This is a genomic window from Pigmentiphaga sp. NML030171 (genome assembly GCF_002188635.1).
In the GTDB taxonomy this organism is placed as follows: domain Bacteria; phylum Pseudomonadota; class Gammaproteobacteria; order Burkholderiales; family Burkholderiaceae_B; genus Pigmentiphaga; species Pigmentiphaga daeguensis.
On the sequence record NZ_NINX01000033.1, the window covers coordinates 211,945 to 234,799 of the forward strand.

Sequence of the window (22,855 nt, forward strand, 5' to 3'; positions counted from 1 at the left end):
CTTCAATCCAGCACGATATTGGCCTCGGCCGCGATCCGGCGGAACTTCGCGATGTCCTGCACGACCTGCCTGGCCAGGACATCGGCCGGTTCGTACTGCACGTTCAGCCCGATGTCGTAGGCCTTGGCGCGGAAGGCCTCGTCCCTGGCCAGGGCCTGCGTGGCGCGCGCCAGCCGCTCCACCACGGCGGGCGGCGTGCCGGCCAGCGCCATCAAACCTTGCCACCAGGTCATGTCGTAACCCTTCAGGCCCGCCTCGTCCACCGTGGGGACGCCGGGCAGGCGCGGATCGCGCGCGATCCCGGTGGTGGCGATGGCCTTGACCTTGCCCGCATCGACGTAGGGCTTGGCCGCGCCGTCGTGGGTACAGCTGACCTGCCCGGCGATCACGTCCTGCAGCGCCGGGCCGCTGCCGCGATAGGGCACGTGCACGATCTTCACGCCGGCCATCACGTTGAACAGCTCGCTGGAGAAATGATTGCCCGTGCCCGGACCGGCGCTGGCATAGCTCAGCTTGCCCGGATGGCCCTTGGCGTAGGCCACGAGCTCGGCCACGGTATTGGCCGGCACCGAAGGGTGGCAGACGATGGTGCTGGCATACCAGAACAGCTTGGCGATGGGCGTGAAGTCCTTGACCGGATCGAACGGCAGCGAGACGGCCGTGGCCGGCAGGGTGCCATGCGTGATGGAATTGGCGTACAGCAGGGTATAGCCGTCGGGCGCGGCGCGCGCCGCTTCCGACGCCCCGATGCGCGTGCCGCCGCCGCCCTTGTTCTCCACGTACACCGTCTGGCCCAGCAGCTCGCCCAGCTTCTGCGCGACCAGCCGCGCGGAAACGTCGGTCACGCCGCCCGGTGCATAGGGCACGATCAGCTTGATGGGCTTGGCCGGATACGGCTGGGCATCCGCCCGTCCGGCGGCCAGCGCCAGGCCCGCCGCGAACAACGCGGCCAGGTGCCGCCTGCGTCCCGACACGACAAGTCCTTGCTTCATCTCCACTCCTCCTTTGCCGCGCGGCCTCTCTGCGGAGGCTGGCGGATCATGGTTCAGGCGCGTTCGGCGTCGAAAGTGATGTTGACCTTGCGGAAGGCCTCGACCACCTCGGGGCCGAAGCGCCGGCTCACCTCTTTCCCCACCTCGGGGGAATAGACGACGGTATCGCTCATCCGCTCCTGCCCCTGGATGATGACGAACAGCCGCGCGGTCTCCTTGCCCGTGTTGCGAAAGGACCGCATCGCGCCGGTGGGCACGCCGACCAGGTCGAAAGCGCGCACCGGCAGGCGATACTCGTCCTCGAAGCCCCAGGTGATGTCCCATTCGCCGTCCAGCACGAAGAACGATTCCTGCGTGTCGAAATGCGCATGCGGCAACGGCCCGTCGTCCGGTACGCATTCGGCGATCGCCACGTACAGGCCGGGGCCGCCCTTGAGCGGCGCATCCTGCGAGCGGCCGACGTGTCCCTCCGGCACCAGCAGCGGGAACACCGAACTGGCGGTCAGCCATTCGGTGGCCTCGGCGGGGATGGCGCTGCGCGCGTTCAGGGCGCGCTTGTACGGCACCAGCGTGGCGAAGCGCGTCACGCGCTGCGCCATCATGTCCGGATCGACCTCTCGTCCCCGCCCCGGCTCGACGCGCGCATTCAGCGCGGCCAGTTCCCGCGCATCGACCGCCGTGGGCAACGGCCCGGGGAATACCGCGGGATAGGCGCAATCGGGTTCGCCGTTGAGCAGCAGCAGCGCTTTGGCGCCGTCCGCGCCATGGCAGGAAACCTCGTGCAGCACGTCGGCGGGTATCGACAGCATGTCGAAGCGTCCCAGGCGGATCTCGTGCGTCAGGTCGGGTCCGAAGCGCACGCGCAGCGTGCCCGCCAGGCACAGGATGTTCTCCATGGCGTCGGGGTTGCGATAGGGCAGCGAGCCGCGGCCCGCCTCCCACGCCGCATAGCCTGTGCAGGCTCGGGCGGGGCTGGGCACGCGGGGCTCGGCGAAGCGGCCGTGCGTGTTGCGGGCCCCCATCAAGGCCACCAGTTGCCCGCCCCACAGCGCCCGCACGGCGTCGGCACGCGCGCCTTCGCGCTCCGCGCCGGCATAGTCGTCGAACCGCGCCGTGCGGGCGCCCATGGCTTCGTACGAGACATCCAGGGTTTTCATCCAGGCTCCATCGAAAGGGAATAGGGCCGGCCACGGCCGGCTAACAGGCGGCGCGCAGCCGCGAGACGAGAAAGGCGGCGGCATCGTCCAGCCTCTCTCCGGAAAGTTCCAGGTGGGGGCCCGGGTAGGCCACCAGCCGCTTGTCCTGGCTGCCCAGCGCGTCGAACAATTCGGCCACGCCCGCGCGGTCGAAGACCTCGTCGTCCCACTGCTGGGTGAACCAGACCGGGATGCGCAGTCGCCGCGCGGCGGGTGCCAGGTGCTCGCTGGCGGGATACGAAGCGCCCCACAACCCCAGCACGGCAGCGCGCACCCGTCCGTCCGCGGCCAGGTAGGGCAATCCGTAGGCCGTGCCCATGGAAACGCCGATGTAGCCCACAGGCCGGCCCGCCAGCGTCGGCCACGCCAGCAGGGCATCCAGGAAGGCGCGCCAGTCGGCCGTCATGCCGTCGCGCGCGAAACCCTCGCGCCACGCGGTGCGGAAATCGGCCTTCGCCTTGCCCGGATCGCGCGAGCCGTCGGCGCGGCGCTCGCCATGCGCCGGGCCGTCGATGGCGGCGACCGCATAGCCCTCGGGCAACAGGCGGTCGCGAATGGCGAGCACGGCCGCCGATTCCTTATGGCCACTGCCGCCATGACAGGCCAGGACCAGCCCGGCACAGGAGGTCTCGGGCAGCCAGGCGATGCCCGGCACGGCGCGGCCCTGGACGGCAAGCCGCAGCCGCTCTTCCCGCCACGGACGGTCCACAGGAGAAATCAGGTGATCTTGCATGCCGGCGATTACAGCAAGCCGGCCCCGCGCGGCACAATCGCGCGCCGCCGATACCGCTATTGAGGACCGTCGATCGCCGCGTCCTGCCGCAGCTGCGCGGCCACGTCGCGCATCACGCCTCGCAGCCAGATATGCGCGGGCTCGCGGTGCACGCGCTCGTGCCACAGCATGCTCAGGTCGGCGCGATCGGTGTCGAAGGGCAGGGGTAGTATCTGCAGCGGCAGGGTGCGCGCCGCGTCGCAGGCGATGCGCTGGGGCACGATGGCCAGCATGTCGGTCACCGCCACGACATCGGCCGACAGCAGCACGTTGGGCACCCGCAGTCCCACGTCGCGGGCCAGGCCGCGCCGCTCCAGGATGTCGTCCACCATGACCTCGATGGTCGGATAGGGCACCGGCCCCGTCCCCCACACCACGTGCGGATAGGCCAGGAACTGCTCGAGCGTGAGCGAGCCCCGGATGCCGGCGTGGCCGGCCGCGGCGATGCAGACGATGCTCTGCGGATACAGTACGGTCTGGTGCAGGTCCTGCGGCACCTGGCGGACATAGCCGATGACGAGATCGCCTTCGGCGTCGCGCAGGTACTCGTGGGTACGGCGGATGTCCACCGGCCGCGAGGTGAAGCGCAGCCGCGGCGCCTCGCGCCGGGCGCGGGTCATCAGGCCCGGCAGGAACTGGCGCGCCACGCCCTCGGACGCCAGGATGCGGAAATGCCCCTCGGCCACAGCGGGCACGAACTCGTCGGTGCCGCGCGTGGCCGCATCGATCAGCTCCAGCGCCTCGTGCACCTTGCGCGCGAGCTCCATGCCTCGCGCGGTGGGCTCCATGCCCGACGAGGTCTTGACCAGCAGCGGGTCGTGGAAGATCTCGCGCAGCCGGGCCAGCGCGCTCGACATGGCCGACTGGCCGATGCCCACCCGCTCGGCCGCGCGCGTCACGTGCCGCTCGCGCATCAGGGCGTCGAGATAGGTCAGCAGCTGGAGGTTGATTCGCTTGTGGTCGGACATGCGGCTGGGGTGTTCCGGATCCGGGAACCGGCGATGCCTGTCATTGTAGCCATCGGGCCTCCTTGCGGCCGCGCAATCCCAGGACCGCTTCGCTGACCAAGCCCAGGGCGCGGTTGAGCGGCTTGTCGCGCCGCATCACCCAGGCCAGCGTGCGTTCCAGGCCGGGCGCGAGGCGGATCACGTCCAGTCCGCCGTGTCGGCCGGGCGGCGCCACCGCAAGCCCGGGCAGGATGGACCATCCCAGGCCGGCGGCGACCATTTCCTTGATCGCCTCGACGCTGCCCAGTTCCATGACCGGCTTCACGCGGCAGCCCGCGCGCGCGAACCACTCATCGATCAGCCGCCGGGTGTTGGCGCCCGTCTCGAACAGCACCAGCGGCCGACGCGCCAGCGCCTGGGGCGAGATTCGCCGTACCGGCGCCTCGCCCTTCGGGGCGATGGCAACGAAGGCGTCCTGGACGACGGGCGTGATGTCCAGGCTGCGTCCGGTGGCGGGCAAGGTCACCAGCGCGGCATCCAACGCATTGTCCTCCACCCGCCTCAGGATCTCGGGCGTGTTCCCGGTACTGACCACGATATCGATGGCCGGCATCCTGCGCTTGAGCTGGCGCAGCACTGGCGGAAGCAGATGGATGCACGCCGTGGCGCCGGTACCCACGCGCACCAGCCCGCCCGGCGTGCTGGCATGGCGCTGCATGGCCGCCTCGGCATCGTCCAGCGCCAGCTTGATGCGCGCCGCATGCTCCAGCAGCAGTGCGCCGGCCTGCGTCGGCGCCACCCGGCGTCCCACCCGCTCGACCAGTCGCAATTGCAGGCGTCGTTCCAGTTCGCGGATCTGGTGGCTGACGGCGGGTTGGGTCATGCCCGCCCGTTCGGCGGCGGCGGTGAAGCTGCCCAGTTCCATCGCGCTGCTGAAAGTCAGCAGATAGGCGGGATTCAGCGATTTCATAGAAGTCGTTTATGCATTGCATAAAGGGATGTCGATTCATTTATGTAACGCCTGACGCTAGAGTTCGGCAACGACCTGCCTCATTTCCTCCGCCACGATGTCCGATCCCGCCGCCAGGCCCCTTCGCCCGTCCGCCACCGGCGGCATCACGGCCACCCTGGTCGTGTGCCTGGGATGCGCACAGATCGTTTCCTGGGGAACCATGCATTACCTGGTGTCCGTGTTCGGGCCGGCGATACAGGCGGAACTGGGCTGGAGCGCCGGTTTCGTCCACGGCGGCTTCTCGTGCGCGCTGGCCGTCATGGGCCTGTCCTCGGTCTGGGTAGGCCGCAGGATCGACAGACATGGCGGCCGCGCCCCGATGATGGCCGGCTGCGCGCTGGGCGCCGCCGGCTGCGTCACGCTGGCCGCCGCCCACCATGGCGCCGTCTACTACATGGGCTGGGTGCTGCTGGGGCTCGGCATGCGGCTCGCCCTGTACGACGCCGCCTTTGCCGCGCTCGCCCACCTGGGCGGCCCGGCGTCGCGCCAGACCATGTCCCAGGTCACGCTGTTCGGCGGACTGTCTTCCACCATCTTCTGGCCATTGGGCCAGTGGCTGGGACAGGAATGGGGCTGGCGCAGCGCGCTGGCCGTCTACGCCTTGCTGCTGCTGGCCTCGTCGCTGTTGTACCTGGCCCTGCCGCGCGGCCACGGGCCGGATACCGCCGGCACCGCACCGGGCCGGGACGCACCGGATCGGCCGGCGGTCCGCGCGGACGTGCTGTTGTACGGCTGCATCGCCACCCTGGCCCTGTTCATCCAGACCGGCATGTCGGCGCACCTGCCCGGCATCCTGCGCGGGCTGGGCTGGACGCCCGGCATGGCGGTCTCGCTGTCCGCGCTGTTCGGCATCGGCCAGGTCGCGGGCCGGGTGGGCATCGCCGCGATGGGACGCCGCGCCCGGACGCTGACGGTCAACCTGCTGCCATGCCTGTTGTTGTGCCTGTGCTTCGCCGCCGCCCTGGCGGCGGGCGCGACGCTGCCGGGCGCACTGGCCTTCACGCTGCTGTATGGCGCCGGCAACGGCATGGCCACCATCATGCGCGGCGCCATTCCGCTCGCCCTGTTCGACGCGCGCAATTATGGACGTATCGTGGGGGGCGTGCTGCGCCCCGCGTTCATGCTGAGCGCCGCCGCGCCGGTATGCTTCGCCCTCGTCATCGGGCATGTCGGCCACGCCGGGCTGCTGGCCGCGGCGCTGGCCATGGCCACGGCGCAGCTCGCGGCAGCCCTCTTCCTTCGTCACCGCCACCAGGATTCCCCATCATGACTCATCCCGGCACCCTCATCGTCACCGGCGGCAGCCGAGGCATCGGCGCGGCCGTCGTGCGGCTCGCCGCGGCCTCGGGCTACGACGTCTGCTTGACCTACCGCGAACAGGCCGACGCGGCCCGCGCTCTGGTCCAGGACATCCGGGCCATGGGGCGGCAGGCGTGCTGCGTCCAGGCCGATGTCGCGGACGAGGCGGCGCCCGGACTGGCCTTCGACGCGGCGGCCGCGCTGCCCCATCCGGTGACCGCTCTCGTGAACAACGCCGGCACGACCGGCCCCATCGGAGCGTTTTCCGCCGTCGAGACGTCGGTGTTGCGGCGCGTACTCGACGTCAACGTCCTTGGCACCATGCTGTTCAGCCGACAGGCCGTGCGGTACTGGGCGGGCAGGAGCATGGGCGGAAGCATCGTCAACATTTCCTCCGTCGCGGCCACGCTGGGCGCGCCTCACGAATACGTGCACTATGCCGCGTCGAAGGCGGCGGTGGAGGGCTTCACGGCCGGGCTCGCGCGCGAGACGGCAGGCCTGGGCATACGGGTCAACGCCGTGTCCCCGGGTACCACGCTGACGGACATCCATGCGGCCGCGGGCGAACCGGACCGGCCTTCGCGCATCGCCGCCCGGGTGCCCATGGGAAGGGTGGCGCGGCCGGAGGAAATCGCCGAGGCGGTCGTCTGGCTGCTGTCTGAAAAGGCCGGCTACGTCTCCGGCGAGATCCTCAAGGTGGCCGGCGGCCTGTAGACACCGACGGGCACAGGCCGTGCTGCGTGATCGCCGCCGGCGCGCAGCCACTCCAGGGCCAGCGGCCACAACAGGTCCTGGTAGTCGCTGTGGAAGAACGCGAAATGCCCGATCGCCTTGCTGCCCACGTCCTCGGGCGCGATGCGCAGGTGCGTGCGTTCGCTGCGCGTGAAGTAATCCAGGGTGCGCTCGATGGCCGCCACCGTGCCGAAGGGATCGTCGGTCAGGCTGATCGCCAGGATGCCGGCCCGCGCGGAGGCGGCAGGCAGCGCGGCGCCGCCGAAGGCCCGGCGGGCGCTGGGCCGGTCTTCGTAGCGTGGCGTGGGCGTGCTCCAGTCCAGCGCGACACCTGTGGGCGTATCTTCCAGCCAGCCCAGCCTGCGGCCGGGGAAATAGCCACATGCCCGGGCCAGCAGCGGCATGGCCAGATGCCACTTGGCCACCATGCGCCAGCGTACCGAGGCATCATAGTCCCGCCAGTACGCGAACTGGGCGCCCACGGTAACCATCCTGCCGATCCGCGAACAGGACGCGGCCAGCGCGGGGGCCCAGCCGCCGAAGCTGTGCCCCACGAGATGGATATCGCGGCCCGGCCACATGGCCGCGGCATAGCCCAGCACGGCCTCGCAGTCCTTCGCGCCCCAGTCGGTCCAGCTTGCCTGGAAACCGCGCAGGCGGTCCGGACGCGACTCGCCTATGCCGCGGTAGTCGTAGGCGACGACGTCCATGCCGTTGTCATGCAGGTACTGGGCGAAGCGGAAGTAATAGCGGCACTTGACCGAGGTGGCCGCGTTGATGATCACCACCGGCCTCGTCACCGCGCCCACGTCGACCCCGCGCCAGACAAAGCCGCCCAACGGATAGCCGTCGGCGGCATGAATGACGACGGGCAGCGCGGCGGCGGGCCGGTCGAAGCCGGCGGGCGGGGGCTTGGGCAGGGCGCTCATGGTGGCTTTGGATCGAACAACGCCCTACGATACCCCGCTCGCCCGGACCGCACCAGCCCGCAAGGCGTGCGGTCCGCTCAATCCGCGGCGGCGCATCCTTCGGCGAACGCCGCCGCGGCCAGCAGCTCGAGATCGCGGCCAGGCGCGCCTATCAGTTGCGCCCCCAGCGGCAGACCCGCCGGCCCACGCCCCATCGGTAGGGACAAGGCGGGCAGGTGAAGGAAGGTCCACAGCCCGCCGTAGCGCGGCGAGCCGGTCTCCGTGCCGACCTCGGCTTCGCCGTCGGCCGCCGGATACAGCAGGACGTCGGCGTCGTCGAACAGGCTGGCGGCCTCCTGCTGCGCGGCGCGCATCGACTCCCGCAGTCCGGCATACCCGGCCATGGACAGGTCCGCCTCGGCCTCGACCCGCTGTTGCAGGCGCGGGCTGAGCCGATCGTGGTGCCACCGGCGTTCGTGCGCCAGCGAATGCCGCAACTCGAACGCCGACAACCGTGCCTGGAGCGCGACGGCGGCTTCCAGTCCCGGCGGCAGATGCACGGTCCGCAGCCGGGCGCCCCCACGCTCGAGCCGACGGGCGAAAGCCAGCAGCGCCTCGACGGTTTCGGGCCGGGCGGCCGCCCACAGGCTCGATTCGCATACCGCGACCCGGGGCAACCCGGGCTCGCGCGCAGGCGCGGGGCCGAATACGGCATGTCGCGCATCGGCCACCGTCCTCGCCAACACGCCTATCGTGTCCAGGCTGGGGCTCGCGTGCTTGAGGCCGGACGTGTTGATCAAGCCGTAGGACGGCTTGTAGCCGACGACGCCGCAGTAGGCCGCGGGGCGGATGATCGACGCGCTGGTCTGGGTCCCGAATGCCAGCGGCACCATGCCGTCTGCCACGGCGGCGGCCGAACCGCTGGACGAGCCGCCCGGGGTGCGCGACGGATCCAGCGGATGGCGCGTGGCGCACGGTGTCAGCGTGGCGAACTCGCAGGTCTCGGTCTTGCCGAGCAGGATGCCGCCCGCCTGGCGGGCCGCCGCTATGCAGGCGGCATCGGCCGCCGGACGATGGCCGGCATAGATGGGCGAACCGTAGGCGGTTGGTAGATCGGCGGAATCCAGGATATCTTTGGCGGCGAACGGCAAGCCGCGCAGGGGCCCGGCCGCGGCGCCACGATCGGCCTGCCGGGCGTGGGCGATCGCCCGCTCCCGGTCGATGTGCGCGAACGCGCGCACCGTGGCCTCCCGCTCGTCGATGCGGTCCAGGCAGGCCCGCACCAGGGCCTCGCTGGTGAGACTGCCTTCCTCGATTGCCCGCAGGGCGGACAGCGCGCTAAGAAAATTGGGGGCTGGGGTCTTCATGCCGGGTCAACCATGTCAATAGAACGAACGGCCTTCGGGGCCGCTCCATACATCGGGAAAAAAGTGCCACTGCTTTCCATGCGCCTGCTCCACACGTTCTCGGTCGTCGCGGAAGAGCTGCATTTCGGCCGGGCCGCCGAGCGGCTCCACATGACCCAGCCGCCGCTCAGCCAGCAGATCCGCCAGCTGGAGCAGCTGATCGGAGCCGAGCTTTTCCATCGCACGACGCGCTCGGTCAGCCTGACGCCCGCCGGCCGCATCCTGCATGACCGCGCGAAAAAGATCCTGCAGGACGCCGAAGCGGCGGCGGACGCGGCCCGGCGCGCCGCCAGCGGATCGGCCGGCAGCGTCGCCGTCGGCTTCACCGCCAGCTCCATCTACCGCACGCTGCCGCGCCTGGTCTCGGCCTTCCGCCGCCAGTACCCCGAGGTCGAATTGCGGCTGGAGGAAATGCGGCCCGAGCCCATGCTCGATGCGCTGCACGCCGACAAGCTGGACGTCGCGCTGCTGCGGCCGCCGGAAAAGTCCCTCGCCGACCCGCGCCTGGCGCACAGCGTCATCGCGCGGGAGCGGCTGGTGCTGGCACTGCCCGCCGATCATGCCCTGGCGCATCTCGAACAAGTGCCGGTCAGCAACCTGGACGGGCTGCACCTGATTGGATTTTCTCCCGATCAGGCACCGTACTCGTATGAACTGTGCCAACGGCTCTTCCATGCGGCGCAAGTCGTGCCGCACGTGGTCCAGGCGAGCATCCTGCCGACCATGCTGGCGCTGGTCGAGGCGGGCATGGGCGCGGCGCTGGTGCCGGCCTCGGCCCAGGCTACCTGGAGCGGCGCCTTGCACTACCGGCCACTGGCGGACACGCAGGAAAACATCACCACGCTGTACGCGGTCCGCAGGCAGGACATGCGCAACCCGGCGGCCGAGAAATTCGTCGACCTGGCCGCAATGCAGGGCGGCGTGCCGCGCGAACCGTAGCACGCGTCCGGCCTATTGGGCCGTGATCTTGGCGGCGCGGATCACCTTCTCCCACTTGGTGTTCTCGTTGGCGATGAATTTGCCGAACGCCTCCGGCGAATCGCCCACCACGCGCGCGCCCATGTCCTCGAGCTTGCGCCGGATATCGGGTTGCCCCAGCACCTGGCGCACGGCACCGTTCAACTTTTCGACCACCGGCTGCGGCGTGCCTGCCGGCGCGACCAGCCCGTACCAGTTGGTGAACTCATAGCCCGGCACGCCGGCTTCGGCCACGGTGGGCGCGTCCGGCAGCAGCGGCGAGCGTTCGCTGCCCAGTATCGCCAGCGCGCGCAGCCGTCCGTCCCGCACGTAGGGCAGCGCCTGGAGCAGGCTGTCGAACGACGCCGACACCTGCCCGCCTATCAGGTCCGACAGGCTCTGCCCGCTACCCTTGTAGGGCACGTGCGTCAGCTTGGTACCAGCCAGGCTGTCGAACAACTCGCCGGCCAGGTGCGGTCCGCCGCCTATGCCCGACGACGAATAGGTCAGATGGCCGGGGCGCGCCTTGGCCAGGTCGATGAATTCGCGCAGAGTCTTGGCCGGCACCGACGGATGCACCAACAGCGCGAACTGCACTTCCACCACCTTGCTGACCGGCTTCAGGTCGCGCTGGACGTCGACGCGCATCGAATACAGGTACGGATTGACCGCCAGGTTGCCCATCGTCGCCATCAGGGTGGTGTAGCCATCGGGCGCGGCCTTCGCCACGTTCTCGGTGCCGATCACGCCGCCTGCGCCGGCCCGGTTCTCGACCACGACCGATTGGCCCAGCAATTCGGCCATGCGGGGAGCCACCAGCCGGGCGACGATGTCCGTCCCGCCCGCCGGGGCGAATGCGACGACCATGCGGACCGGCTTGTCGGGATAGGTCTGCGCGCTGGCCGGACCGGCCGCGGCCGCCGCGGCCATGGCCCACGCGGCGTGGCGGAAGGGGGAAGAAGAAAGGATCTTGCGCATGGCGTGCTGTCCTGGACGGAATAATGAGACCGGGAAACAGCCGTTCCCGGAGCGACGCCGCACTCTAGCCCTGGCCGGCGGCACCGTCCAATTCGAAAACACGCATCGATTGAGTCGCTCCGGCACTCAATCGGCGCGGCGCGCCACGGTCAGCCCGGAGGTCTTGTCGTAGACGATCTGCCGCAGCCAGCGGTACGCCGGTTCGGCATGCAGGCGCTCGTGCCAGTACTGGTGTATCTGGAAATTGGCCAGTTCCAGCGGCGGCGTGAAGATCCTCACGTCCAGCAGCCGCGAGAACAGCGTGCCCAGGTCCTCGGGCACGGTCGCGATCAGGTCGGCCTGCGCCACCAGGAAGGGCAGGGCCGAGAAGCGCGGCACGTGCAGGATGACGTCGCGCGTCAGGCCCCGCTCGGCCAGAGCCTGTTCCATGGCGTAGTACTGCGAGCCGCTGTTCACGTACATGGCATGGCGGCAACGCAGGAATTGCTCCAGCGACAGCGAGTCCCGAATCTCGGGATGATGGCCGGCGACCATGCAGACGTAGCGCGTGGTGCGCAGGTTCTGCTGGCGCGCCCAGTTGGGCATGCCCAGGAAGTAGCCGATGGCCAGGTCGATGTTGCCGCTGTCCAGGGCGTCGACCACCTCGTCGGGACGCAGGTCCACGATGGTCAGGCGCGCGTGGGGCGCGTGCTTGCGCAGATGCGCGAGCACCTGGGGCATCGCGACGATCATGCCGACGTCGTTGATGTAGACGCGGAAATTGATGGTGGTGCTGGCGGGCGTGAATTCCGACGAAAGGTCCACCCCCTTGAGCACTTCCAGCACCTGCGCGATCTTGGGCGCGATGCCGTCCGAGAACGGCGTGGGCCGCATGCCGCGCGAGGTGCGCACGAACAGCGGATTGTCGAAATGGGCGCGCAGGCGCTTGAGCGCGGCGCTGACCGCCGGCTGGGTGAGATTGAGTTCGTCGGCCGCGGCCGACAGGCGCTGGTGCCGGTAGATGGCGTCGAAGCACAGCAGCAGATTCAGGTCGAAGCGCAGCAGGTCCATGCCGGAGTGATATCAACGCCGTTGATATTGAAGATAAACCATTTTGCTAGGAATTGATATCGCTCGGTCATAGACTGGCTTCGCCATCACGAAAACAGGCGCCCACGAAGGCGCCACGGGAGACAGACGCTTGGACGCTCATACGACGCCTGGCGCGCATCAGGCCGGCCGCCTCCAGATCCTGGGGATATGCGGCAGCCTGCGGCGCCGTTCCTACAACCGCATGGCGCTGCTCGCCGCGCACGACCTGATGCCGGTCGAGTTGTCGCTGGAACTGGCCGAACTCGACGGCATTCCCATCTACAACGGCGACATGGAGGCCGAAGGCATTCCCGGGCCGGTGCGGCAACTGGCCGATCGCCTGCGCGCCGCGGACGGACTGCTCATCGCCAGTCCCGAATACAACTTCTCGGTCAGCGGCGCGCTCAAGAACGCCATCGACTGGCTCTCGCGGCTGGATCCCCAGCCCTTCCGCCACAAGCCGGTGGCCCTGCTGTCCGCCACCCAGGGGCCGGTGGGAGGGGCGCGCAACCAGTACGACCTGCGCAAGATCCTCGGCTGCCTGGAGGCGCAGGTGCTGCTGCGGCCCGAGGTATTCATCGGTTCCTGCCACACCAAGTTCGACGCCAAGGGCCGGCTGGCCGACGAAGCCACGCGCAAGGTGCTGGGCGACCAGATGACGGCCTTCGCCCATTGGGTCCGGCGCCTGCGCGCGCTGGACCAGGCGCGCGCCTAGAACAACAGGAGGAGACACCATGAAAATCGCATCCCCCCGGTCCGGCCGCATGGCCGGATTCGCCCTGTGCGCGGCCCTGGCCGCCGCCGCCCTGGCCATGGCCCCCGCCATGGCCCAGCCCATCAAGATAGGCATCATCACCGACAAGGTCGGTCCCGCCAAGCCCTATGCCGAACCGGTAACGGCCGGCGCCGTCTTCGCCGCCAAGGAGCTCAACGCCAAGGGCGGCATCCTGGGCCGCCAGGTCGAGCTGCTGATCGAGGACGACCAGGCCCGACCCGACATCTCGGCCACGGCCGCGCGCAAGCTGGTGGAGGCCGGCGCCACCTTCATCCTGTCGCTGTCGCTGACACCGTCGACCCAGCAGGTGCAGACCGTCACGCTGGAAACCAAGACGCCGCAGCTCACGCCGTCCAACAGCGGCGACACCCTGACCACGCAGATCGACAATCCCTATTTCTGGCAGACCGGCCCCCTGGGCTCGACCCAGATCGCCACCCTGCTGGCCTACGCCGCCAACCGCAACTTCAAGCGCGTGGCGCTGGTGGGGGAAAACTCCGACCTGGGCCAGCTGACCAACCGCTCGTTCAAGGCCGGACTGGAGAAATCCGGCGCGCAGATCGTGGCCGAGGAAGTGGTCCCGCGCGGCTCGACCACCGCCGACCCGCAGATGCAGAAGGTGCGCGCGGCCAAGCCGGACGCCATCTTCCTGACCGGCGTCACCACGCCCGAGAACGTGCTCATCCTGCGTTCATACCGCCAGCTCGGCCTGAAGATGCCGGTGCTGGGCAATTTCAACCTGTCGGTACCGCAGACCGCGGTGGTGGCCAAGGGACTGCTGGACGGCGTGGTGTTCGTCGACGCCTTCGACCCGGCCAAGCCGGAAGCGCGCCGCTTCATCGAGGCCTACAAGAAAGAGAACGGCGTCGAGCCCTACAACCTGAACGGCTACGGCTACGACGGGCTGATGCTGGTGGCCGACGCCATCAAGCGCGCCGGCGGCACCGACAAGGAAAAGGTGCGCGCGGCCATGCAAGCCACGCAGGGCTACGTGGGCGTGCTGGGCGCGGTGGGGTCTTCCTATGGGTTCTCCGGGGGCAAGCGCACGGGCTTCGACCGCAACGGCATGGTGGTGCGGGTGTACGAGGGCGACAAGCAGGGCAAGGTCGTCTTCTCGGGCGCGCAGTGACGCGGGTGCAGGGGCCTCATGACCGATCTACTCGAACTTCTCGTCAGCGCCGCCGCCAGCGGCTGTATCTACGGACTGGTGGCGCTGGCCTACCTGCTGATCACGCGCCCGACCGGCATCATCAACTTCGGCGTGGGTGAATGGGCCATGGTGGCGGCCTTCGGCGCCTATGTGGCGCTGTCCCGCGTGGAGCTGCCCTATGCCGTGTCGATTGCGCTGGTGGCCGCGCTGATGGTGGCCGTGGGCTGGCTGACCGAACGGCTGGCCGTGCGGCCGCTGGTGGTCAAGGGCGCGCCGCCGCTGGCGCCCGTGCTCGCGCTGCTGGGCATGCTGGTGGTGTTCCGCGAAGTGGTATCGCTGGGCTTCGGCCCCGATCCGCAACCCGTGCCGCCGGCCTTCGGCTTCGGCCGGCTGGAACTCGGGTTGCTTGCCGGCTCGTACCAGAGCTTCTTCATCATCGCGGTGGCCCTGGCGGTGTTCGGGGGCGCCTGGTACTTCTTCGAACGTACCCTGACCGGCCGGTCGTTCGAGGCGGTCGCGCTGGACCGCCGCGCCGCCGCGCTGATGGGCATCAACCTGTCGCGCGTGACGGCCCTGTCCTTCTCGGCCGGGGCGGTGGTGGCCGGACTGGCCGGCGTGCTGGTGGCGCCCAACGTCTCGGCCCACTACCTGATGGGCATGCCGCTGGCCATACAGGGCTTCACCGCGCTGGTCATAGGCGGGGCGACACGGGTCGAGGGCGCCCTGCTGGGCGGCCTGATCCTGGCCTTCGCCGAGCAGTTCACGGTGCGCTACGCGCCGGTGCCGCCGGGCCTTGCCATGGGCGTGCCGCTGGTGCTGCTGATCGCCTTCCTGCTGGTGCGCCCGGCGGGCCTGCTGCGTCCCCGGGAGGCCCGCGCATGAAGTCCTTTCTTTCCTACGCCGTGGCGGCCGTGGTGCTGTCGGCCATCGCCTTCGCGCTGGGGGCCTACCAGACCGACATCTACCGCAAGATGCTGCTGTGGATCGCGCTGGCCATCAGCTACAACTTCCTGTTCGGCATCTCGGGCCAGATCGCCTTCTCCCACTTCAGCTTCTATGGCATCGGCGCCTACACCATCGTCATCCTCGTCACGCAGGCGGGCCTGTCCCTGCCGCTGGCGGTGCTGGCCACGGTGGCGGTCTGCGTGGCGCTGGCGCTGGTGGTGGCCATACCCGCCACCCGCCTCGAAGGCTTCTACCTGGCCCTGGCCACGCTGGCCTTCGCCCAGCTCTTCATCGTCGTGCTGAACGAGGGCGGCGCGATCACCGGCGGCACCGGCGGGCTCGCCAGCTACCGGCTGCCGGACATCTTCGGCGTGCATGTCACGGGCCCCTGGTACACGGTGGTGATCGTGGTGCTGATGCTGGCGACCATGGCCATCATCGGCCGGCTGGACCGTTCATGGTTCGGCCGCGCCTGCCGCGCGGTGCGCGACAACCCCGAAGCCGCCGCGGCCATGGGCGTGGACGTGCGGCGCACCAAGGTCATCGCCTATGCCGTCACCAGCGCGCTGGCGGGCGTGGCCGGCATGGTCTACGCCTTCGTCGACAACACCGTGAACCCGCACATCTTCGGTCTGGAGAACGCCTTCCTGCTGCTGTTCATGGTGATCGTCGGCGGCAGCGGCCGCATGGCGGGCGCCATCCTGGGCGCGGTGCTGCTCTACCTGATGCCGCTGGTGCTCTCGCCCATCATCGGGCACCACCATGCCCTGGTGTTCGGCGTGTTCATGGTACTGGCGGTGCTGTTCCAGCCGCGTGGCCTGATCGGGCTGTGGGACCGGCTGCAAGCCCGTCGCCACCCGTCTCCCTCGGCCCTGCCTCGCGTGCCGGCGGTCGAGCCCAAGGCAGTGAAACGGGAGGGCCTGGCATGAATTCCCCCCTGTTGCAGGCACGCGGCCTGTGCAAGCGTTTCGGCGGCCTGCACGCCGTTTCGGACCTGGACCTGGACGTGCGCGCGGGTGAAGTGGTGGGCGTGATCGGCCCCAACGGCGCCGGCAAGACCACCACCTTCAACATGATCGCCGGCGCTTTCGCGCCCACCAGCGGGACACTGGCCTTCGACGGCCGGTCCCTGGCGGGCGTGCCCACGCACGGCTTCGCGCCACGCGGCATCGTGCGCACCTTCCAGCACAACAAGTCCTTCGACAGCCTGTCGGTGCGCGAGAACGTCATGGTCGGCATGCACACGCGCATGCCGGCGTCGCTGTGGCGCGTGCTGGCCGGAACCCCCGACTCCTATCGCTCCGAGCGCGAGGCACGGCGGCGGGCGGACGAACTGGTGGACTTCGTCGGCCTGGGCGAGTTCGCGCAGGCCGAGGTCTCCACGCTGTCGTTCGGCCAGGGGCGCCTGCTGGAAATCGCCCGCGGACTGGCGGCCGGCCCGCGCCTGATGCTGTTCGACGAACCGGCCGCCGGATTGGCACCGGGTGAATGCGCGCGACTGGAGGAGATCATCCTGGGCATCGCCCGCCAGGGCATCGCGGTCCTGCTGATCGAGCACGACATGCGCTTCCTGATGGCCCTGGCCGACCGGGTGGCGGTCCTGAACTTCGGCCGCAAGATCGCCGACGGCACGCCCGACGCGGTGCGCGCCGACCCGGCGGTGATCGAGGCCTACCTCGGCAACGTGGAGAACCTGGCCCATGCTTGAACTACGCAATGTCAGCGGCGGCTATGGCCACGCACCCGTGGTGCGCAACGTCGACCTGCGGGTCGAACGGGGCGAGACCGTCGCGCTGCTGGGGCCCAACGGCGCGGGCAAGACCACGCTCCTGGCGGCGCTGTCGGGCATCCTCGTGCAGCGCTCGGGCACGGTGAAGCTGGCCGGCGCCGACATAGGCGGACTGCCCAGCCACCGCATCGTCGAATGCGGGCTGGTCCAGGTTCCCGAGGGCCGGCATGTGTTCGCGCCGCTGTCGGTGGAAGACAACCTGCGCCTGGGCTCGGTCACGCTGGTCCGGCGCGACCGTTCGCGTGCCGAGGAACGCTTCGATTTCGTCTACCGGCTGTTTCCCCGGCTGGCCGAGCGGCGCCGGCAGCTTGCCGGCACCCTGTCGGGCGGCGAGCAGCAGATGGTGGCGATCGGCCGGGCGCTGATGTCCGCGCCGCGCGTGCTGCTGCTGGACGAACCCTTCCTGGGCCTGGCGCCGCGCGTGGTGGACGAGATCCTGGCGGTGCTGGACCGGCTGCGGGCCGATGGCCTGACCATGCTGCTGGTCGAGCAGAAGCTGGACATCGCGCTGCCCTTCACGCGCCGCGCCTATGTCCTGATGAAGGGCGGTATCGCGCTGGCCGCCGACAGCGCCGAGCTGGCCCGCCGCGACGACCTCGCCCAACTCTATTTCGATCTGGCGCGGCAGGCGGCATGAGCCCGACGCGACCCCACGTTTCATCCGGAGCAACACCATGACATCTTTCGTACCCATCCGCGGCCTGCACCACTTCGCCTACCGATGCCGCGACGCCGAGGAAACCCGCCGTTTCTACGAGGACATCCTGGGCCTGCCGCTCACGCACCTGGTGCGAGCCGAGACTATCCCCAGCACCGGCGAAGACTGCCCCTACGTCCATCTGTTCTTCGAGATGACCGACGGCAGCAACGTCGCCTTCTTCGACCTGGGCGACAACCAGGCGGCCGACCCCTCGCCCAATACGCCGCGCTGGGCCAACCACCTGGCGCTGCGCGTGGACTCGGTACAGGCGGTGGAAGAAGCGCGTGCCCGCCTGCTGGCCGCCGGCGTGGAAGTCCTGGGTCCCGTCGATCACGAGGGCTTCGTGCAATCCATCTACTTCTTCGATCCCAACGGCGTGCGGCTGGAGCTGACCACCACCGTGGCCAGCGACGAGGAAATGGCCGGCTACCGGGCCACGGCGCGCGCCCAGTGCGATGCCTGGACCCGCGAGAAGGCCGCTCGCCTGGCCGCCGCGGGCTGACCACAGGGAGATCTCGCACAGCATGAGCAAGGACAGCCCCCTCCACGACACCCAGGCCGAATGGGTGCACGTCGAATTCCCCGAACAGGCCGCCTTCAAGTCGGTATACGGTTTCGCAGGCTCGCTCGGCACCATCCACCTCGAAGGCGTCCGCTACGTCCCCAAGGGCGTGAAATCGCGGACCCTGCTGGTCTTCATGCATCCGGCCACCACGCTGCAGCTGCTGCCCATGCCGCGCGCCCTGGCCGCCCGCGGCCTGCACGTGCTGTGCGCCGGCAGCCGGTATGCGCGCAACGACAGCGCCCTCATCATGGAGAACGTGGCGGTGGACCTGGGCGCCTACATCCGCCATGCCCGCGAAACATGGGGCTACGAGAAGATCGTGCTGATGGGCTGGTCGGGCGGCGGCTCGCTGTCGCTGTTCTACCAGTCGCAGGCCGAACGGCCCACCATCACCCACACGCCGGCGGGCGATCCCTGCGCCATCACCACCGCCGGACTGATACCGGCCGACGCGATGATCTTCCAGGCGGCGCACGTCTCGCGCGCCGTCACCTTCGCCGACTGGATCGACCCCAGCGTCGTCGACGAGAACGATCCCGATCGCCGGGACCCGGAGCTCGACCTCTACCACCCCGATCGCAAGCCGCCCTATTCGGCCGAATTCCTCGCGCGCTTCCGCGCCGCGCAGCTGGCCCGCATCCGCCGCCGCACGGCATGGGTGAAGGAAACGCTGGAGACCTTGAAGAAGCGCGGCGGCAAGGAAATGGAGCGCGGTTTCGTCACCCACAGGACGATGGCCGAACCCCGATTCCTGGATGGCGCCATCGACCCCAACGACCGCCCCATCGGCACCTGCTTCATGGGCGTGCCCGAGACCGCCAACAACGGCCCCATCGGGCTGGCGCGATTTTCCACGCTGCGCTCGTGGTTGTCGCAATGGTCGCCGGACGACACCAACGCGCACGGCGAGAAATGCGCCGCCGGCATCCACGTGCCGCTGCTGGCGATCGAGCATTCGGCCGACGACGCCGTGCCGCAGCCTCACACCCGCCGCATCTTCGATGCGGCGGCAAGCGCCGACAAGAGCATGACCGTGATCCGGGGTGCCAACCACTATTTCGTCGGCCAACCCGAACATCTGCAACAGGCGGGGGACCTATGCATGGACTGGCTTAGGCAGCGCGGACTGCTTGACTGACCGGCGCGCCCTCCGCCGGTCGCAGGCCCGGGGCACGGGCCTGTCCTGACCGTCCGGCGCGCCACCACACCTGACGACGGGTTTCGCATCCGGACGCCCCCGCGCGCCTGGAGGACCCTGCTTTGCCCATCGCCAGGCCATCACCAACAAGAGGGGAGACACCATGAAGACACGCATCGCGGCCTCCGCCGCGGCAGGCTGCGGACTGCTGGCAGCGGCCCTGGCCGGCACCGCCCAGGCCCAGACCAGCGTCACGCTGTACGGCATCATTTCCGAGGGCCTGTCCTACACCAATAACATCGGCGGCAAGAGCCTGACCGAACTCAAGGCCAACGTCATGCAGGTCTCGCGCTGGGGGCTGCGCGGCACCGAGGACCTGGGCGGCGGCACGCGCGCGCTGTTCAACCTGGAAAGCGGCTTCTCGCCCGACACCGGCACCTGGACCCAGGGCCGCCTGTTCGGCCGCACCGCGATCGTCGGCCTGGCCAACGACACCTGGGGCCAGGTCACCATCGGCCGGCAGATGGACGCCATGTCGCAGACCCTGGTGGGCTACGAATCGGCCATCCAGTTCGCGTCGATCGGCACCCACATCGGCGACAACGACAACCTGTTCCCGGTGGCCCGCATCAGCAACTCCGTGCAGTACATGAACAAGTTTGGAGGATTCCAGTTCATCGGCGTCTACGGCGCCGCCGAGAAACCCGGCGACTCCACCGACAACCGAAGCATCAGCGCCGGCCTGGGCTATACCCAGGGGCCCTGGTCGGTGGGCGTGGCCTACCACGACATGCGCCGGCCCAACAGCGCCACCAACCCCAACGGCGCGATCTACGGCGACTGGGGCATCACCTCGCCCTTCGTCACCAGCCCCGGCGGCGCGGGCGTGAACCGCCAGTCCATGTACGGCGCGGGCGGATCCTACTCCATCACGCCGGCGCTGAAGGTCTCGGCCCTGTACACCCACAGCAAGTTCGACTACTTCGACAACAGCGACCTGAAGCTGTCCAACTACGAGGGCACAATCACCTACTTCATCAACCCCAGCACCCTGGTGGGCGCCGGCTATATCTTCACCGACGGCAAGTACAGCAGCAACGGCAACAAACCCAAGTGACACCAGCTGAACCTGGGCGTGGACTACTTCCTGTCCAAGCGCACCGACGTCTTCCTGGTGGGCATCTACCAGAAGGCCGCCGGCGACGCCCGCTACGCGCAGATCTTCAGCAACCTGCCGTCGGACTCGAAGACGCAGATGTCCGTCATCGCCGGGATACGGCACAAGTTCTGAAGCTGTCCCCGCGCCGGTGTGGCACGCCGGCGCGGGCCGGTCTCGGCCGGGCGGATAGTGGCCAGGGCCGTGCCCTTCGGCGCGCTCAGCGGCGAGGAATGGCGGAACCTCTCGCGATCAGTTCGGGCCGGATGCGGATCTTGCGCAGCGCGGGCGCGGGACCGCCTGGCTTTGCCTGCGCGCCGATGCGCGTGAAGACCAGCTCGGCCGTGGACGCCGCCAACGCATCGATGGGCAGCCGGATGGCCGCCAGCGGCGGGGTCGTCAGTTCGTACCACTTGGGATCGCCATAGCCCACGACCGAGATGTCCGACGGAATGGACAGGCCATGCTCGCGGATGACCGCCAGCGCGACGATGGTCAGCTCGGAACTGCCAATGACCACCGCGGTGGGCCGCTCTCGCGCGGCCAACAGCCGGCGCATGGCCTCGGCACCGTACTCCTGGCGCGGTGGCACCTGCACGACCAGATCGGGGTCCGCTTCCAGCCCCGCCTCGGCATGCGCCTTCACGAAGCCGCGCAGGCGGTCGCGCCCCGGCTTGATGCGCGCGTATCCGCCCACGTAGCCGATGCGCCGGTGGCCCAGCGCCAGCAGGTGGGCCGCCGCGTCATGCGCCGCCGCGGCATCGTCCATCGCCACCACGTCGGTGGCCAGCGCCGCGACGCTGCGTATCAGTTGCACCGCGGGCGTGCCGGCCAGCAGTTCGACCGTGCGGGGCAGGGGCGCCGGCGAAGGCGTGATGACGATCCCGGCGGCGCGGGCCTGGATCAGCGCCTGGACTTCGCCGCACTCGGCGTCGGGATCGTCCTCGGTGATCGCCAGCACCATCTGGAAGCCCGCGTCCCGGCAGCGCTCCGCCAGGCGCTTGGCGATCGCGCTGTAGAAATCGTTCTGGATGTCGGGGATGACCAGCCCCACCAGCGGACTGGCGCCGCCGCGCAGGATGCGCCCCGAGGCGTTCAGCACGTAGCCCAGTTCCCGCGCCACCTGCCGCACCCGCGCCTTGGTGTCGTCGCTGAGCTTGGGATGATCGTTCAGCGCGCGCGAGACGGTGGTGTGCGAAATGCCCAGCGCGGCGGCGATGTCCTTGATGGTGACGGGACCGTGGGCGGGCTTGGAACTGGCCATGGGCTTCCTGTGGGCATCCGGTGCCCAGAGTGTACCCGTCCGCCTGTCCGTGCGCGGGCAGGCGGCCACCCCAGGCGCGCGGCTATTGCACGCTAATGCCGGCGTCCTTGACGATGCGCGCCCACTTGGCGAGATCCTCCTTGATCACGCCGGCGAAGGCCTGCGGCGTGTCGCCGATGGGTTCGCCGCCCAGTTCCCGGAAACGGCGCCGCACGTCGTCGGCCTGCAGAATGCGCGCCAGTTCGGCATGCAGCTTATCGATGACGGGCGCGGGCGTGCGGGCGGGCGCCAGGATGCCGTACCACGACGAGACATCGAAGCCGGGCACGCCGCCCTCGGCCACGGTGGGAATGTCGGGCGCCCCGGCCGCGCGCTTGCCCGAGGTCATCGCGATGGCCCTGAGCTTGCCGCTCTTGATGAAGGGGTCCGCGGTGGCCAGCGCCGTCACCAGCAGCGGCACCTGTCCGCCCACCACGTCCGTGACCGCCTGCCCGCCGCCCTTGTAGGCCACGTGCGACATGCGTATGCCCGTGCGCGACTTCAGCAGTTCGCCCGCCAGGTGGCCGGTGCTGCCCAATCCCGCGGACGAGAAATCCAGGTCGGCGTCGGCGCGCTTGCCCAGGGCCACGAGCTCGGGCAGCGTGGAGGCCTTCAGCTGCGGATTGGCGACGATGATCAGCGGTACCAGCACCACCCGCGACACTGGCGCGAGGTCGCGCTCGACGTTGAACGGCAGCTTCTCGTACAGGCTGGGATTGATCACCATGGTGCCATCGGCGGCGAACAGCAGCGTGTAGCCGTCCGGCTCGGCCTTGGCGACGATGTCCGTGCCGATGTTGCCGTTGGCGCCGGGCCGGTTCTCGACCACGACCTGCTGGCCGAAGGCGGTGGAGAGTTTCTGGCCCACCAGCCGCGCGAACACGTCGCTGGTGCCGCCCACCGCGAACGGCACGATCAGGCGGATGGGCTTGTCGGGATAGCGGGCGGCGGGCTGGGCGGACGCCGGTCCGGGATTTGCCAGCAGCAGGGCGGAAAGCAGGCTGGCGGCAAGCGCGAGGCGCCGCCCGCGGCCGCATCGTCGGGTATCGGGGTCCATATGCAGG

General features: G+C 69.5%; 24 protein-coding genes. 13 read left to right on the forward strand and 11 right to left on the reverse strand.

Annotated elements, in window-relative coordinates; translation table 11 throughout:
- Positions 1–2: 2 nt before the first annotated feature.
- The 5 genes from CDO46_RS13240 to CDO46_RS13260 are packed head-to-tail and all read right to left on the reverse strand — an operon-like array spanning position 3 to position 4,877.
- Positions 3–992, reverse strand: a complete 990-nt coding sequence (locus tag CDO46_RS13240; RefSeq protein ID WP_087838931.1) for a tripartite tricarboxylate transporter substrate binding protein — start codon at positions 990–992, stop codon at positions 3–5.
- Positions 993–1,045: 53 nt separating this feature from the next.
- Positions 1,046–2,149 carry a cupin domain-containing protein gene (locus CDO46_RS13245; protein WP_165963134.1) on the reverse strand — a complete coding sequence of 368 codons (1,104 nt, stop codon included), beginning with the start codon at positions 2,147–2,149 and terminating at the stop codon, positions 1,046–1,048.
- Between the two features lie 40 nt (positions 2,150–2,189).
- The gene (locus tag CDO46_RS28035) at positions 2,190–2,921 is read right to left on the reverse strand and encodes an alpha/beta hydrolase (RefSeq protein ID WP_140416863.1); all 732 of its coding nucleotides are present in this window, start codon (positions 2,919–2,921) and stop codon (positions 2,190–2,192) included.
- Between the two features lie 56 nt (positions 2,922–2,977).
- Entirely contained in the window at positions 2,978–3,928 is a 951-nt protein-coding gene (locus tag CDO46_RS13255) for a LysR family transcriptional regulator (protein WP_087838934.1), read from the reverse strand.
- Positions 3,929–3,968: 40 nt separating this feature from the next.
- Positions 3,969–4,877: a LysR family transcriptional regulator gene (locus tag CDO46_RS13260; RefSeq protein WP_087838935.1), complete on the reverse strand. Its 909-nt coding sequence runs from the start codon at positions 4,875–4,877 to the stop codon at positions 3,969–3,971.
- 97 nt (positions 4,878–4,974) lie between these two features.
- Here CDO46_RS13260 and CDO46_RS13265 point away from each other — a divergent pair, with 97 nt between their 5' ends.
- Together CDO46_RS13265 and CDO46_RS13270 are read left to right on the forward strand one after the other, a co-directional pair.
- Entirely contained in the window at positions 4,975–6,189 is a 1,215-nt protein-coding gene (locus CDO46_RS13265; protein ID WP_087838936.1) for an MFS transporter, read from the forward strand.
- A complete protein-coding gene (locus CDO46_RS13270; RefSeq protein WP_087838937.1) occupies positions 6,186–6,932 on the forward strand; it encodes an SDR family oxidoreductase in 747 nt (248 codons plus the stop codon). Before CDO46_RS13265 ends, CDO46_RS13270 begins: the two co-directional genes overlap by 4 nt.
- Here the strand turns inward: CDO46_RS13270 and CDO46_RS13275 are convergent.
- Both CDO46_RS13275 and CDO46_RS13280 read right to left on the reverse strand, forming a co-directional pair.
- Entirely contained in the window at positions 6,890–7,879 is a 990-nt protein-coding gene (locus CDO46_RS13275) for an alpha/beta fold hydrolase (RefSeq protein WP_087838938.1), read from the reverse strand. The genes CDO46_RS13270 and CDO46_RS13275 overlap by 43 nt on opposite strands.
- Before the next feature lie 77 nt (positions 7,880–7,956).
- A complete protein-coding gene (locus tag CDO46_RS13280; protein WP_087838939.1) occupies positions 7,957–9,225 on the reverse strand; it encodes an amidase in 1,269 nt (422 codons plus the stop codon).
- A 63-nt stretch (positions 9,226–9,288) separates the two neighbouring features.
- On the opposite strand from CDO46_RS13280, the gene CDO46_RS13285 reads away from it, so the two are divergent.
- Complete coding sequence (locus CDO46_RS13285; RefSeq protein ID WP_176400732.1) at positions 9,289–10,203, forward strand: LysR family transcriptional regulator; 915 nt, start codon at positions 9,289–9,291, stop codon at positions 10,201–10,203.
- A gap of 12 nt (positions 10,204–10,215) precedes the next feature.
- Here CDO46_RS13285 and CDO46_RS13290 read toward each other — a convergent pair whose 3' ends face one another.
- Positions 10,216–11,199, reverse strand: coding sequence for a tripartite tricarboxylate transporter substrate binding protein (locus tag CDO46_RS13290; protein ID WP_087838941.1), 984 nt, complete (start codon positions 11,197–11,199; stop codon positions 10,216–10,218).
- Between the two features lie 126 nt (positions 11,200–11,325).
- A complete protein-coding gene (locus tag CDO46_RS13295) occupies positions 11,326–12,249 on the reverse strand; it encodes a LysR family transcriptional regulator (RefSeq protein WP_087838942.1) in 924 nt (307 codons plus the stop codon).
- Positions 12,250–12,379: 130 nt separating this feature from the next.
- Here CDO46_RS13295 and CDO46_RS13300 point away from each other — a divergent pair, with 130 nt between their 5' ends.
- From CDO46_RS13300 to CDO46_RS28670, 10 genes are all read left to right on the forward strand, one after another.
- Positions 12,380–12,985: an NADPH-dependent FMN reductase gene (locus tag CDO46_RS13300; protein WP_087838943.1), complete on the forward strand. Its 606-nt coding sequence runs from the start codon at positions 12,380–12,382 to the stop codon at positions 12,983–12,985.
- Positions 12,986–13,004: 19 nt separating this feature from the next.
- Positions 13,005–14,174, forward strand: a complete 1,170-nt coding sequence (locus CDO46_RS13305) for an ABC transporter substrate-binding protein (RefSeq protein WP_087838944.1) — start codon at positions 13,005–13,007, stop codon at positions 14,172–14,174.
- An 18-nt stretch (positions 14,175–14,192) separates the two neighbouring features.
- Complete coding sequence (locus CDO46_RS13310; RefSeq protein WP_087838945.1) at positions 14,193–15,077, forward strand: branched-chain amino acid ABC transporter permease; 885 nt, start codon at positions 14,193–14,195, stop codon at positions 15,075–15,077.
- Positions 15,074–16,069 (forward strand): branched-chain amino acid ABC transporter permease, encoded by a 996-nt coding sequence (locus CDO46_RS13315; RefSeq protein ID WP_087838946.1) that lies wholly within the window; start codon positions 15,074–15,076, stop codon positions 16,067–16,069. The genes CDO46_RS13310 and CDO46_RS13315 overlap by 4 nt, the downstream gene beginning before the upstream one ends.
- Positions 16,066–16,848, forward strand: a complete 783-nt coding sequence (locus CDO46_RS13320) for an ABC transporter ATP-binding protein (protein ID WP_087838947.1) — start codon at positions 16,066–16,068, stop codon at positions 16,846–16,848. Before CDO46_RS13315 ends, CDO46_RS13320 begins: the two co-directional genes overlap by 4 nt.
- Positions 16,841–17,566 carry an ABC transporter ATP-binding protein gene (locus CDO46_RS13325; protein ID WP_087838948.1) on the forward strand — a complete coding sequence of 242 codons (726 nt, stop codon included), beginning with the start codon at positions 16,841–16,843 and terminating at the stop codon, positions 17,564–17,566. The genes CDO46_RS13320 and CDO46_RS13325 overlap by 8 nt, the downstream gene beginning before the upstream one ends.
- Before the next feature lie 37 nt (positions 17,567–17,603).
- Complete coding sequence (locus CDO46_RS13330) at positions 17,604–18,131, forward strand: VOC family protein (protein WP_087838949.1); 528 nt, start codon at positions 17,604–17,606, stop codon at positions 18,129–18,131.
- Positions 18,132–18,153: 22 nt separating this feature from the next.
- Entirely contained in the window at positions 18,154–19,332 is a 1,179-nt protein-coding gene (locus CDO46_RS13335; RefSeq protein ID WP_087838950.1) for an alpha/beta hydrolase, read from the forward strand.
- A 163-nt stretch (positions 19,333–19,495) separates the two neighbouring features.
- Positions 19,496–20,449, forward strand: a complete 954-nt coding sequence (locus CDO46_RS13340; RefSeq protein ID WP_243724501.1) for a porin — start codon at positions 19,496–19,498, stop codon at positions 20,447–20,449.
- An 18-nt stretch (positions 20,450–20,467) separates the two neighbouring features.
- Positions 20,468–20,623 (forward strand): hypothetical protein, encoded by a 156-nt coding sequence (locus CDO46_RS28670; protein WP_243724500.1) that lies wholly within the window; start codon positions 20,468–20,470, stop codon positions 20,621–20,623.
- A gap of 85 nt (positions 20,624–20,708) precedes the next feature.
- On the opposite strand, the gene CDO46_RS13345 is transcribed toward CDO46_RS28670, so the two are convergent.
- Together CDO46_RS13345 and CDO46_RS13350 are read right to left on the reverse strand one after the other, a co-directional pair.
- Positions 20,709–21,752, reverse strand: coding sequence for a LacI family DNA-binding transcriptional regulator (locus CDO46_RS13345; protein ID WP_087838951.1), 1,044 nt, complete (start codon positions 21,750–21,752; stop codon positions 20,709–20,711).
- Positions 21,753–21,834: 82 nt separating this feature from the next.
- Positions 21,835–22,848: a tripartite tricarboxylate transporter substrate binding protein gene (locus tag CDO46_RS13350; RefSeq protein WP_087838952.1), complete on the reverse strand. Its 1,014-nt coding sequence runs from the start codon at positions 22,846–22,848 to the stop codon at positions 21,835–21,837.
- Between the last annotated feature and the right edge of the window lie 7 nt (positions 22,849–22,855).